The organism is Streptomyces sp. TP-A0874 (genome assembly GCF_001748085.1).
Lineage (GTDB): Bacteria > Actinomycetota > Actinomycetes > Streptomycetales > Streptomycetaceae > Streptomyces.
The window spans coordinates 724808-737318 of record NZ_BBZK01000003.1; the positions used below are offsets into that span (position 1 = coordinate 724808).

At 71.8% G+C, this 12511-nt stretch carries 13 protein-coding genes and 1 riboswitch; of the genes, 7 read left to right on the forward strand and 6 right to left on the reverse strand.

Going from position 1 to position 12511, the window contains the following annotated elements; translation table 11 throughout:
- Window positions 1–30 precede the first annotated feature (30 nt).
- Window positions 31–1374 (forward strand): class II 3-deoxy-7-phosphoheptulonate synthase, encoded by a 1344-nt coding sequence (locus tag BGP73_RS02930; protein WP_170837746.1) that lies wholly within the window; start codon window positions 31–33, stop codon window positions 1372–1374.
- 137 nt (window positions 1375–1511) lie between these two features.
- Window positions 1512–1790: a (2Fe-2S)-binding protein gene (locus tag BGP73_RS02935; RefSeq protein WP_069811792.1), complete on the forward strand. Its 279-nt coding sequence runs from the start codon at window positions 1512–1514 to the stop codon at window positions 1788–1790.
- A 25-nt stretch (window positions 1791–1815) separates the two neighbouring features.
- On the opposite strand, the gene bfr is transcribed toward BGP73_RS02935, so the two are convergent.
- On the reverse strand, window positions 1816–2295 hold the full coding sequence (gene bfr, locus BGP73_RS02940) for a bacterioferritin (RefSeq protein WP_069811793.1): 480 nt from the start codon (window positions 2293–2295) through the stop codon (window positions 1816–1818).
- A gap of 151 nt (window positions 2296–2446) precedes the next feature.
- On the opposite strand from bfr, the gene BGP73_RS02945 reads away from it, so the two are divergent.
- The gene (locus BGP73_RS02945; protein WP_069811794.1) at window positions 2447–3070 is read left to right on the forward strand and encodes a sulfite oxidase-like oxidoreductase; all 624 of its coding nucleotides are present in this window, start codon (window positions 2447–2449) and stop codon (window positions 3068–3070) included.
- 43 nt (window positions 3071–3113) lie between these two features.
- Here BGP73_RS02945 and BGP73_RS02950 read toward each other — a convergent pair whose 3' ends face one another.
- From BGP73_RS02950 to thiO, 5 genes are all read right to left on the reverse strand, one after another.
- On the reverse strand, window positions 3114–3989 hold the full coding sequence (locus BGP73_RS02950; protein WP_069811795.1) for a deoxyribonuclease IV: 876 nt from the start codon (window positions 3987–3989) through the stop codon (window positions 3114–3116).
- 100 nt (window positions 3990–4089) lie between these two features.
- The gene (gene pknB / locus BGP73_RS02955; RefSeq protein WP_069811796.1) at window positions 4090–6039 is read right to left on the reverse strand and encodes a Stk1 family PASTA domain-containing Ser/Thr kinase; all 1950 of its coding nucleotides are present in this window, start codon (window positions 6037–6039) and stop codon (window positions 4090–4092) included.
- A 134-nt stretch (window positions 6040–6173) separates the two neighbouring features.
- Window positions 6174–7040 carry a thiazole synthase gene (locus tag BGP73_RS02960; protein WP_280138120.1) on the reverse strand — a complete coding sequence of 289 codons (867 nt, stop codon included), beginning with the start codon at window positions 7038–7040 and terminating at the stop codon, window positions 6174–6176.
- A gap of 1 nt (window position 7041) precedes the next feature.
- Window positions 7042–7287 carry a sulfur carrier protein ThiS gene (gene thiS / locus BGP73_RS02965; protein ID WP_374701110.1) on the reverse strand — a complete coding sequence of 82 codons (246 nt, stop codon included), beginning with the start codon at window positions 7285–7287 and terminating at the stop codon, window positions 7042–7044.
- Window positions 7284–8519 carry a glycine oxidase ThiO gene (gene thiO, locus BGP73_RS02970; protein WP_069811797.1) on the reverse strand — a complete coding sequence of 412 codons (1236 nt, stop codon included), beginning with the start codon at window positions 8517–8519 and terminating at the stop codon, window positions 7284–7286. The genes thiS and thiO overlap by 4 nt, the downstream gene beginning before the upstream one ends.
- Window positions 8516–8627: riboswitch (TPP riboswitch) on the reverse strand. (Overlaps the previous gene by 4 nt.)
- A gap of 251 nt (window positions 8628–8878) precedes the next feature.
- Here thiO and BGP73_RS02975 point away from each other — a divergent pair.
- The 4 genes from BGP73_RS02975 to metF all read left to right on the forward strand — a co-directional run bounded on the left by BGP73_RS02975 (window position 8879) and on the right by metF (window position 12495).
- Window positions 8879–10063, forward strand: coding sequence for an NAD(P)/FAD-dependent oxidoreductase (locus BGP73_RS02975; protein WP_107473949.1), 1185 nt, complete (start codon window positions 8879–8881; stop codon window positions 10061–10063).
- A gap of 131 nt (window positions 10064–10194) precedes the next feature.
- Complete coding sequence (locus BGP73_RS02980) at window positions 10195–10560, forward strand: Rv2175c family DNA-binding protein (protein ID WP_069811799.1); 366 nt, start codon at window positions 10195–10197, stop codon at window positions 10558–10560.
- A 245-nt stretch (window positions 10561–10805) separates the two neighbouring features.
- Window positions 10806–11474, forward strand: a complete 669-nt coding sequence (gene thiE, locus BGP73_RS02985; RefSeq protein ID WP_069811800.1) for a thiamine phosphate synthase — start codon at window positions 10806–10808, stop codon at window positions 11472–11474.
- Between the two features lie 103 nt (window positions 11475–11577).
- Window positions 11578–12495, forward strand: a complete 918-nt coding sequence (metF, locus tag BGP73_RS02990; protein WP_079127147.1) for a methylenetetrahydrofolate reductase [NAD(P)H] — start codon at window positions 11578–11580, stop codon at window positions 12493–12495.
- Window positions 12496–12511: the final 16 nt, after the last annotated feature.

Sequence of the window (12511 nt, forward strand, 5' to 3'; positions counted from 1 at the left end):
ACAAGACCCCGTAAGGTTGGCGATGTGACCGTGAACGCAGAAACCACTGCCGGTGGCAACACCTGGCGAGACCTTCCCGCGGCGCAGCAGCCCGAGTGGCCCGACTCCGAGGCGCTGCGCAATGTAGTGGCGGACCTCGAGTCGTATCCTCCGCTCGTCTTCGCCGGCGAGTGCGACCAGCTGCGTGCCCGGCTGGGGGCCGTTGCCATGGGCGAGGCGTTCCTGTTGCAGGGCGGCGACTGCGCCGAGGCGTTCGACGCCGTGGGCGCCGACCAGATCCGCAACAAGCTGAAGACGCTGCTCCAGATGGGCGCGGTGCTGACCTATGCCGGCTCGGTGCCGGTGGTCAAGGTGGGCCGGATCGCCGGGCAGTACAGCAAGCCCCGCTCCAAGCCGACCGAGACCCGCGGTGGTGTGACGCTCCCCACGTACCGCGGGGACTCCGTCAACGGCTTCGAGTTCACCGAGGCGGCGCGGGTTCCGGACCCGGACCGGCTCAAGCGGATGTACCACGCCTCCGCCGCGACGCTGAACCTCGTGCGGGCCTTCACCACCGGTGGCTACGCGGACCTGCGGCAGGTGCACGCCTGGAACCAGGACTTCGTCCGGTCCTCGCCCTCCGGCCAGCGCTACGAGGCGCTGGCGCGGGAGATCGACCGGGCGCTGAACTTCATGAACGCCTGCGGGGTGGACCCGGAGGAGTTCCGGACCGTGGAGTTCTTCGCCTCCCACGAGGCGCTGATCCTCGACTACGAGTCCGCCCTCACCCGGACCGACTCGCGTACCGGCCAGCTCTACGACGTCTCCGGTCACATGCTCTGGATCGGTGAGCGGACCAGGCAGCTGGACGGGGCGCACATCGAGTTCGCCTCCCGTATCCGCAACCCGATCGGGGTGAAGCTGGGCCCGTCGACGACCCCGGAGGACGCGCTCTCCCTCATCGAGCGGCTCGACCCGGACCGTGAGCCCGGCCGGCTGACCTTCATCACCCGGATGGGCGCGGACAAGATCCGCGACCGGCTGCCGACCCTGGTGGAGAAGGTCACCGCCTCCGGTGCCGAGGTGGTCTGGGTGTGCGACCCGATGCACGGCAACACCTTCGAGGCGGCCTCCGGTCACAAGACCCGCCGTTTCGACGATGTGCTCGACGAGGTGAAGGGCTTCTTCGAGGTCCACAAGAGCCTCGGCACCCACCCGGGCGGCATCCACGTCGAGTTGACGGGGGAGGACGTCACCGAGTGCGTGGGTGGGGGCGACGAGATCTTCGTCGACGATCTGCACCAGCGCTACGAGACGGCGTGCGACCCGCGGCTGAACCGCAGCCAGTCGCTCGACCTGGCCTTCCTGGTGGCGGAGATGTACCGGGACCAGTAAGCCGGAGCACCGCTCAATGGGGCGCGGATCACATCGATCCGCGCCCCTCGGCATTGTCCAGGTATGGCGAGATGAGTAAGGTTAGGTTTACTTTCCTAAGGCTTGCCTTATTCATCTGTGGTTATGGAGGTGATCGCGTGTACGTCTGCTCCTGCTTCGGCATCACCGAGGAACAGGTGCGCCAGCACGCGGACTCCGGCGCATGCTCCCCCCGCCGGATCGCCTCCCTGTGTAGGGCCGGTACGGACTGCGGGGGCTGCGTCCGACGCATCCAGGCGCTGCTGGGCCGTGGCGCCTACGGCCCGGCCCGAGGGCTGGGGGAGCGGAGCGCCCCGGTCGCACTGGACGCCGGGACGGTGACTCCAGCGGAGTCCGTCGACGGGGCACCGGTACCTGCCGCCCCGTCGGTCTTCTGAACCGCCGTTCTTCTCCGGGCTCCGGTCAGCTGTCCGGCTGCTTCACCAGCTGGGTGATGTAGAGCTCCTCGCCGAGCTTCTGGATCAGGTCCAGCTGGGTCTCCAGGTAGTCGATGTGGTGCTCCTCGTCGGCGAGAATGCTCTCGAAGATCTTGGCCGAGGTGATGTCGCTCTTGGCGCGCATCACCTCCACCCCGCGGCGCAGCCGGTCCACGGCCTCCAGCTCGATCTGCAGGTCTGCCCGGAACATCTCGGTGAGCGTCTGCCCCACCCGGACGTGGAAGAGGCGCTGGTAGTTCGGCAGGCCCTCCAGAAACAGGATGCGGTCGGTGAGCACCTCCGCGTGCCGCATCTCGTCGAACGACTCGGCCCGGGTGTACTTGGCGAGCTTCGGCCAGCCGAAGTTGTCCTGCATCTTGGAGTGCAGGAAGTACTGGTTGATCGCGGTGAGCTCGGCGGTCAGCTGTTCGTTGAGGAACTCGATGACCTCGGTATCGCCCTGCATCGCAAATGACTCCTTCCGGGCGGAACGGCAGGTTCGCCGCATCCTCGCACCGCTCGGAGGCCTGATCCAGTAAGTACGGATCTAGTGCGAGTTGCGCCGGTTGCCGTAGCCCTCCTCCCGAGGCTCGACCCCGGTCTGTCACCATGGAGCCATGGGCCAGCCGGAAAGCCAGGAGGGGGAGCAGCCCGGGCTTCCGCCGGGGCAGCGTCTGCAGCGTGGCTGGCCCGTCACCCACTACGGCCCGGTGCCCAGGTTCAAGCCGGACCGCTGGGACTTCGGGATCTTCGGTGCGACGCTCGGCGGGGACAAACGCAGCTGGAACCACGAGGAGTTCAGCGCCCTGCCCTACTCCACGGTCGTCGGCGACCTGCACTGCGTCACGAAGTTCAGCATGCTCGGAGCGGAGTGGGGCGGGGTCGTCGCCCGGACCTTCCTGGAGCTCGTGCCACCGGCACCGGAGGTCACCCACGTGATGGTCTGGGCCGAGTACGGTTACAGCGCCAACCTGCGGCTCTGCGACTTCGAGGCCGAGCACACCATCTTCGCCACCCACAAGGACGGTGAACCACTCACCGCCGAGCACGGTTTCCCCGCCCGACTGGTGGTACCGCACCGGTACGCCTGGAAGGGGCCCAAGTGGGTGCGGGGCGTGGAGTACATGACCGCTGACCGGCGCGGGTTCTGGGAGGAGCGGGGCTACCACAACATCGGGGACCCCTGGCGGGAGCAGCGCTACTCCTACCAGGAGGAGCCCGGAGACGGCCCGGAACTCTAGCGCGCCGGGGGCCGGCACACCGGGCCGTCCCGCCCTCCGGACCTCAGTCCTCGCGCAACTCCTTGAGCCGGGCCACGTCCACCGCGTGTGCCTCCTTGCCGCCCGGGGTCTCGATGACCAGCGGCACCCCTTCGGTGGCCGGGTGGCGGAGCAACTCGCGGAACGGGTCCGCCCCGATGTGGCCGGCGCCGATGTTCTCGTGCCGGTCCTTGAATGCGCCGGCCACGTCCTTGGAGTCGTTGGCGTGGACCAGTTTCAACCGGCCGGTACCGATCGTCTCCACCACCTCGTCGAGCAGCGCCTTCATCCCGCCGGGCGCCGCCATGTCGTGGCCGGCAGCGAAGGCGTGGCAGGTGTCCAGGCAGAGGCCGAGCCGGGGGTGGTGGTCCAGCGCCTCCAGGTAGGGGCCGAGACCCTCGGCCAGCGCGCAGAGCGAGGCGCCCTGGCCGGCCGTCGGCTCCAGGAGCAGCCACGGGTCGTCGTCATGGGTCAGCTCATCGAGCAGCGGCAGCATCCGCTCCCTGACCTGGGCCAGCGCCTCCGAGCGCGGACGGCCCCCGGTGGCCGCGCCGGTGTGCACCACCACGCCGAGCGCTCCGATGGCCCGGCCCCGACGCAGCGAGTGTCGCAGTGACTCCACCGACCGGTCGACCGTCGCCTCGGTGTGGGAGCCGAAGTTGATCAGGTACGGGGCGTGGACGTAGGCCGGGATCGACCGCTGCCGGCAGCCCTCGCGGAAGGCCTCGTCCTGCTGCGGTGCGCCGGGAGGAGTGGCCCAGCCCCGCGGGTTGGCGACGAAGACCTGCACGGCCTCGGCGCCGATCTCGTGGGCGTAGGACAGACCCTTGGTGGCGAGCCCGCCCGCCACCGGCACATGGCCGCCGACGGGGTTGCGGAGGGAGCGATCGTCAGTGTTCACCCCTCCAGGGTGCCAGGTCGGTGGCGGGGCGGGGCCGGGCCCGGATCGCCGTCACTGGTGCCGGTCCGCAGCGGGGCGGGGAGCGGAGGCTCCCGTCGGTTCACCGGATCCGAATGGTGATCTGGCTGCCCTTGGGGGCCTTCTCGCCGCCCCCCACCGACTGGCTGAAGACGGTGTCGCCGAGGAAGAAGCGGCTGACCCGCACCTTGAACCCGGCCTTCTCCAGCTTCTTCCTGGCCTCGTCCTGGTGCATGCCCTCGACGTTCGGGACCTTGATCATCTCCTGGCCCTTGGAGAGGGTCAGGGTGACCGTGTCGCCCTTGGCGAGCTCCTCTCCGCGGCCCGGTGACTGCTCGGCGACCGAGCCCTTGTCCTCCTTGGAGAACGCGCCGGAGGTGGCGATCTTGACCTTGAGGCCCACCTCCTCAAGCGCCTCCCGGGCCTCGTCGACCGAGTCGCCCACGACGTCCGGGGTCTCGATCGGGGCGCCTCGGCTCACGATGATCGCGATGGCCGACTCCGACCGGCGCTCGGTACCGGCCTCGGGCGTGGTGCGGATCACCGAGCCCGGCGGTACCTCCTCGTCGAACTCCTTATTGACGATGCCCGGGGCCAGGCCGGCCTTCCGCAGCTTCCGTTTCGCCTCCCCGAGCGGCAGTTCCTGGACGTCCGGGACCTTCACGAGCTCGGGGCCCCGGGAGACGGTGAGGGTGACGGTGCCGTTCCCCCGCACCCGGGAGCCCGGCTCGGGGGCCGAGCTGATCACCCGGCCCTGCTCCACGGTGTCGCTGAACGCCTCCTTCAACGACACCGACAGCCCCTTGTCGGACAGGACCCGCTCGGCCCGCTGCCGGGGCATGTCGAGCACTCCGGGCACCCTGGTGAACTGACCGGAGTTGATGTACCAGACGCCTGCGCCGAGGCCCACCACCATGAGCACCGCCGCCAGCAGCGCCAGCACCCCGCGGCTCGGGAGCCACCAGCGCCCGCCCCGGCGCCCCGGGCCGCCGCCCGGCTCCAGGGGACCGGTCCCCGACACCGCCTCGGACGGCTCCAGCCTGGTCGTCAGGTTCAGCGGGTCCGCTCCGGCCGGAGCGGGGAGGGCGCGCCCGGCGCCGTGCCGCGGGATCACGCTGGTCAGGTCCTCCGAGCCGGAGGGTTCCCGGGCGAGGGCCTGCGGCGGCACGGTGTCCAGTTGCTCGTCGGTGAGCGCCTTCCGGGCCTCCTTGGCCCTGGCGAGCAGCGCGACGGCGTCCGCCGGGCGGGCCTCGGGGGAACGGGCGGTGGCCGCGGCCACCAGGGCGTCCAGCTCGGGGGCGAGCCCGGCCACCGTCTCCGAGGGCGGCGGCACGTCCTCGTGGAGGTGCTGGTAGAGCACCTGGGCCGGAGTGCCCCCGGTGTGCGGCTTGCCGCCGGTCAGCATCTCGTAGAGCAGGATGCCGCAGGCGTAGACGTCGACGCGGGTGTCGGCGGTCCCGTGCTCGATCTGCTCCGGCGCCAGGTAGGAGACGGTGCCCAGCAGCGCTCCGCTGGAGGCGGAGGTGTTGGTGTCCACCGGCCGGGCGAGGCCGAAGTCGGCGACCTTCACTCTGCCGTCGTCACCGATCAGCACGTTCTCCGGCTTCATGTCGCGGTGCACGAGTTCGGCTCGGTGGGCGGCGCCGAGCGCGGCGAGGATCGGTTCCAGGACGTCCATCGCGATCCGCGGCCGGAGGGCGCCCCGCTCGCGCAGCACGTCGCGCAGGGTGCAGCCGGCGACGTACTCCATGGCGAGGTAGACGTACGTCCCGTCGGTTCCCTGGTCGTAGACACCGACGACGTTCGGGTGGTCGAGCCGGGCCACCGCCTTGGCCTCCCGGATGAACCGGTCCACGAAGGCCTCGTCCGCCGCGAGCGCCGGATGCATCACCTTGAGGGCGAGCACCCGGTCCAGCCGGGTGTCCATGGCCCGGTAGACCGTGGCCATGCCGCCGACGGCAACGCGCGCGTCGACCCGGTAACGGCTGTCGAGCACCTGACCGACGAGCGGGTCCTGGAGGGTCGTATCCACGCGATGAGTCTACGAGGCAACGCGGACACACCGGGCTTTCTCACTGCTCCGGAGAGCGGGATGCAGCGAAATGGTGACCTGCGCGGAACCGCCCCGCCACTTCCTGACCAGCGATGACGCCCGCGGACAGACGGTCACCCGAAGGCGGGGCGCTCCGGGTCAAGGAACGCCACGCCCTCCGAGGGGGAGGACGCCTCGGCGAAGTGGCGGCGGGGGATGCGCCCGGCCTCGTGGGCCAGACGTCCCGCCTCGACCGCGTACCGCATGGCCTCCGCCATCGCCACGGGGTGCCGCGCCCGGGTGACGGCCGAGGCGAGCATCACCGCCGAGCAGCCCAGTTCCATCGCGAACGCGGCGTCCGAGGCGGTGCCCGCTCCGGCGTCCAGGATGACCGGCACCCGGGCCCGCTCGACGATCAGCCGGAAGTTGTGCGGGTTGCGGATGCCGAGCCCCGAGCCGATGGGGGAGCCGAGCGGCATGATCGCCGCGCACCCGACATCCTCCAGCCTGCGGGCGAGCACCGGGTCGTCGTTGGTGTAGGGCAGGACGGTGAAGCCGTCGTCGACCAGCGTCTCGGCGGCCTCCAGGAGTTCGACCGGGTCCGGGAGCAGCGTCCGCTCGTCCGCCACGACCTCCAGCTTCACCCAGTCCGTGCCGAGCGCCTCGCGGGCCAGCCGCGCGGTGAGCACCGCCTCCCCGGCGGTGAAGCAGCCCGCGGTGTTCGGCAGGGTCCGGATGCCCAGCCGGTCCAGGACGGACAGGACGGAGCCGCTGACGGCCGGGTCGAGACGGCGCATCGCCACCGTCGTCAGTTCCGTGCCGGAGGCGACGAGGGACCGCTCCAGGATGTCGAGGCTCGGGGCGCCGCCCGTCCCCATGATCAGCCGGGAGGTGAGGACGGCGCCGCCGAGGTGGAGCGGATCGGCCCCTTCGCCGAAAGCGCCGGGTGCGGAGAGCTGGGCCGGTGGGTGGCCGGGTGTTCCGGTCGGCGGGGAGGGCACCTCAGCCTCCCTGCACCGCGGCGACGACCTCGACCCGGTCACCCGGTCGGAGTGGGGTGGTGGACCACCGGCCGCGCGGGACGACCGTCTCGTTGAGCGCCACCGCGACTCCGGAGGGTGCCGTGGTGAGCATGGTGACCAGGTGGTCGAGGGTGCTGCCGGCCGGGATCTCCCGGGGGGCGCCGTTGAGGGAGACCTGGACGTCGGAGGAGGGACCGGGCAGTGGACCGGCGGCGGAGGAGGTCACTGGGTGCTCCTTTGTCGTGGGGTGCTGGCGGCGCGGTTCACCGGGCCGGCGAAGCGATCGGGGGAGAAGGGGCGGGCCTCGGGGGTCAACTCGCCGGTCGTCAGGGCCTCGGCGAGCGCGTCCCCGGTGACCGGGGTGAGCAGTACCCCGTTGCGGTGGTGGCCGGTGGCCAGCAGCAGGCCGGGCAGGGCGGTCGGGCCGAGCAGCGGGGCGTTGTCCGGGGAGCCGGGACGGAGCCCGGCCGAGGTCTCCGTCAGCGGCAGTTCGGTGACGCCGGGCACCAGTTCATGTGCGTCCCGCAGGAGTTGGTAGACCCCGCCCGCGGTGACCGTGGTGTCCCAGCCGAGCTCCTCACTCGTCGCGCCGATCACCAGCTCACCGCTCTCCCGCGGCACCAGGTACACCTGGCCGCCGCGGACCACCGCGCGCACCGTCCGGGACAGGAAGGGCGCCAGGCCCTTCGGCACCCGGAGGCGCAGCACCTGCCCCTTGACGGGGCGGACCGGCGGCAGCACCTCCGCCGGCAGGCCGGCGAGCCGGCCGCTGAGACTCCCGCCGGCCACGACCGTCTGCTCGGCGTGGATCCCCGTCCCGTCAGTGAGGCGGACTCCGGTGGCCCGACCGGCGCGGACCGACAGGCTCTCGGCCCACTGCCGGTGGAAGACCACCCCGGCCCGCTCGGCGGCGCGCAGCAGGGCCGAGGCGAGCAGCCGGGGATCGACCTGGTGGTCCCCGTCCACCCGCAGGCCGCCGCGCACCCCCGGGGCCAGCAGGGGCTCCAGCCGACGGCACTCACGGCCCGTCAGCCACTGGGATTCCAGACCGAGACCGCGCTGGAGGCCGTGGAGATCCCGCAGCTGTGCCCGATCGTCCGCGTCCAGTGCCACGGCCAGGGTGCCGCAGGCGCGGAAGCCGACGCTCTGGCCGCTCGCCTCCTCCAGTTCCTCGACGAAGGACGCGTAGCCGCGCGCCGCGGCGAGGTTGAGACCGAGCAGCGCCTCCTCGCCGTAGTGCAGTTCGGTCACCGCGGCGAGCATGCCGGCCGCCACCCGCGCCGCGCCCCCGCCGGGCGCGGGGTCGGCGACGGCGGTGCGCAGACCGCGCTGAGCCGCCCGCCAGGCGGTGACCAGCCCGATCACACCGCCACCGACGACCAGGACGTCGTGGCTGGACGAGGGCTGCGGAAGCGGTCGACGCGCGGGCGCCGAACCGCCCTCCGGGGGTGCGTGCATGGGTCTCCAACCCCTCCCTTCGCCGGCATGATCCGGATCAGGTTCGTACGGTCGGAGGCCTCCAGCCTCCCTCTCAGCCCGGTACGCCGGGCTCCCGCGAGTGCTCTGCGCCAGCCAGCCTAGCCCCGGCCGGCCGACCGTCAAGGCGCGGTGTGCCCGCCGGTTTGGCTGACCGGGCCGGGCCGCCGCTCCACCGGGCCCGATCCTGCAGAGGGCGCGCCCCGGCCTTTTCGCGCCGCCCGGAGGCCGCCGCTTCCCGTACACCGGGCGGACGGTGCTGATCTCCGACGGGGCCTTAGGCTGAACGCGTGGACGAGGTCGAGCACACACAGCGCCAGGTCGTGATCGTGGGAGCCGGGATGGCCGGGGCACACACCGCGGTCGCCCTGCGCGAGGAGGGCTGGCCCGGCGCCATCACGCTGGTCGGGGCCGAACCTCATCCGCCGTACGACCGGCCGCCGCTCTCCAAGGCCGTGCTCCTGGGGGCGGCCGAGGGCTCGGCCTTCGACATCGACTTCACCGCGCTCGACGTCGAGCTGCTGCTCGGTCGGCGGGCGCACCGACTCCACCCGGACGAGCGGCGGTTGGACACCGAGGCCGGACCGATCGCCTACGACCACCTGGTCATCGCCACCGGGGCCGAACCCCGGAGGCTCTCCGGCAGCCACGCCGCTCCCCGAATCCACGTGCTGCGCACCCTCGACGACGCCGAACGGCTGCGGTCAGTGCTGGCGGCGCGCCGGCGGATCGTCGTGGTGGGAGCGGGCTGGATCGGGGCCGAGTTCGCCACGGCGGCCCGGGAGGCGGGCTGTGAAGTGACGGTCGTGGAGGCGGCGGACCAGCCGCTCGCCGGGGCCCTGCCCGCCGAGATCACCCGGCACATGGCGGACTGGTACGCCGAGAGCGGCGCGCGGCTGCTCACCGGGGCGCAGGTCAGCGCGGTGGCGGACGGGACCGTGCTCCTGGCGGACGGCCGACGGCTGACGGCGGACGAGGTCGTGGTGGGAATCGGCGCACGGCCGGTGACCGACTGGCTGGCCGGCTCCGGCGTCGACCTGTGCCCGGACGGCTCGGTACGCGCGGACGAACGGCTGCGGACCTCGGTGCCCGAGATCTACGCGGTGGGGGACTGTGCCTCCTTCCCCTCGGCCCGGTACGGCGAACGGCTGCTCATCCACCACTGGGACAACGCCCTGCAGGGGCCGCGGACGGTAGCCGCCCAGATCGTCTCCGGGCCGGCCGGAGCGGCGGTCCACGACCCGGTGCCGTACTTCTGGTCGGAGCAGTTCGGGCGGTTCGTGCAGTACGCCGGCCACCACACCGGAGCGGACGAGATGCTCTGGCGAGGGAATCCGACGGACACGGCGTGGTCGGTCTGCTGGCTGCGGGCGGAGAAGCTGGTCGCGGTGCTCGCGGTGGGGCGGCCCCGTGACCTCGCGCAGGGGCGGAAACTCATCGAGCGCGGAGCGGTGTTGGACCGGGGTCCGGCCGCCGACACCTCGGTGCCGCTCAAGACCGCGGTCGCGGAGCGGCGGGGCGGCTAGGCCCGGGCCGGAACAGCGCGGAGGGGTGTGGCACGGGCGGGTGTTCCGGCCGCGGCCGGCCTCCGGGCGAAACACCGGCGTGTGCTGGTGCCCCGCTCCCGACTGTCAGCGCGGGATGGCAGGCTTGCCCTGTGACCGAGATTGACGCGAAGACCGATGCACTCGTTTCCGACTGGCTCAACCTCCCCGAGGTCGCGGAGCGGCTCGACGTCGAGGTGACCCGGGTGCGACAGCTGGTCAAGGAGGGCCAGCTGATCGCCGTGCGCCGGGGAGAGAACCGGGTGCTCCAAGTGCCGGCCGCCTTCATCGGGGAGAACCGGCTCGTCAAGGGCCTCGCCGGTACGCTCACCCTCCTGAGGGACGACGGCTTCAGCGACGAGGAGATGCTGGAGTGGCTCTTCACGCCGGATCCGAGCCTTCCGGGCACCCCTGCCCAGGCTCTGCGGGAGAACCGGGGCACCGAGGTGAAGCGCCGGGCCCAGGCGCTCGCCGTCTGACCCGCCCGCCGTCGCCGAACCGCTGACAAGCCGTCGGCGCGGGGCCGGGAACGGGGCCGGCCCCGTTCCCGGCCCCGCACCCCACCGGTCGGCGGTCCCGCACACCACCGAACAAGGGGGTTGCCCTGAACGCCACCACCGATGTCACCGCTGACAGCGCCTCCGCCGGTTCGGAGGAGCGCGAGACTCAGGAGGCCTCCGCTCCGTCCGCCCGGTGGCGCCGCCTCGCGGAGGCCCGGCTCTACCTGTGCACCGACGCCCGCAGGCGCCAGGGTGATCTCGAGGCATTCCTCGACGAGGTCCTCCCGGCCGGGGTGGACATCGTGCAACTGCGTGACAAGGGCCTGGAGGCGGCCGAGGAGATCGAGCACCTCGCGGTCGTGGCCGAGGCCTGCCGCCGCCACGGCAAGCTGCTCGCCGTCAACGACCGGGCCGACGTGGCCCACGCCGTCGGTCCCGACGTGCTCCACCTCGGCCAGGGCGACCTGCCGGTGCCCGCCGCCCGTGCCATCCTCGGCGGCAAGGAGGCCATACTCATCGGCCGGTCCACGCACTCCGAAGCGGAGGCGGCCGCCGCGGCCTCGGACCCGGACCTCGACTACTTCTGCGTCGGTCCCTGCTGGCCCACGCCTACCAAGCCCGGACGCGCCGCGCCGGGGCTGGCCCTGGTCCGCTACGCCGCCTCGCTCCGCACCGACCGGCCCTGGTTCGCGATCGGTGGCATCGGCACCGGCAACCTCGAAGAGGTACTGAGCGCCGGAGCTCGGCGCGTGGTCGTGGTCCGGGCGATCACCGAGGCCGACGACCCGGGGGCGGCCGCCGCCGAGCTGGCGAGGCGCGTACGTGAGCACGGTGAGCGGCCCACGCGTGTCCTTGACGCAACGCCCCACGCAGAAAGGGGACGTAAGGGCTGAACAGGGCGAAACGCCCTATCGGGGCGTGGCGGAACCGGGGTCAACGGCACATTTCGCAGGTAAGGGTTGGGGACCTGTCGAGCCGCTGGTTAACTTGGCTGGCATGGCCCTTGGGACCCCTTCCACGCGGACCGATCGCGCGCGCACGGTGCGTGATCTCCTCGCCTCTGGTGAACGTTCGTTCTCATTCGAATTCGCCGCCCCTCGCACGGAGAAGGGTGAGCGGACCCTCTGGAACGCCGTAAGGCGCATCGAGGCGGTGGCGCCGACCTTCGTCTCCGTGACCTACGGCGCAGGTGGTTCCTCCCGCGACGGCACGGTGCGGGCCACCGAACGCATCGCCACCGACACCACACTGACCCCGGTCGCCCACCTCACGGCCGTCAACCACTCCGTCGCCGAACTGCGCAACGTGATCGGCCACTACGCCGACGCCGGGATCCGCAACATGCTCGCGTTGCGGGGCGACCCGCCCGGCGACCCCATGGGCCGGTGGGTCCAGCACCCCGAAGGGGTGCGCTACGCGGCCGACCTGGTGCGGCTGATCAAGGAGTCGGGAGACTTCTGCGTCGGGGTGGCCGCGTTCCCTGAGATGCACCCGCGCTCCACCGACTGGGAGACGGACATCAGGTACTTCGTCGAGAAGTGCCGAGCCGGCGCGGACTTCGCGATCACCCAGATGTTCTTCAACGCCGAGGACTACCTCCGACTGCGCGACCGGGTCGCGGCGAAGGGCTGCGGCACCCCGATCATCCCGGAGATCATGCCGGTCACCAACGTCCGGCAGATCGAGCGGTTCGCCCAGCTCAGCAACGCGACTTTCCCGCCGGAACTCGCATCCCGCATCCTGGCGGTACAGGATGATCCGGCGGCTGTACGCTCCATCGGCATCGAGTACGCCACGAAGCTCTGCGCCCGACTCCTGGCGGAGGGCGTCCCCGGGTTGCACTTCATTACCCTGAACCACTCCACGGCAACCCTGGAGATCTACGAGAACCTGGGTCTGCACGAGCAGTCCTGACAGTGGCCTGAGAAGC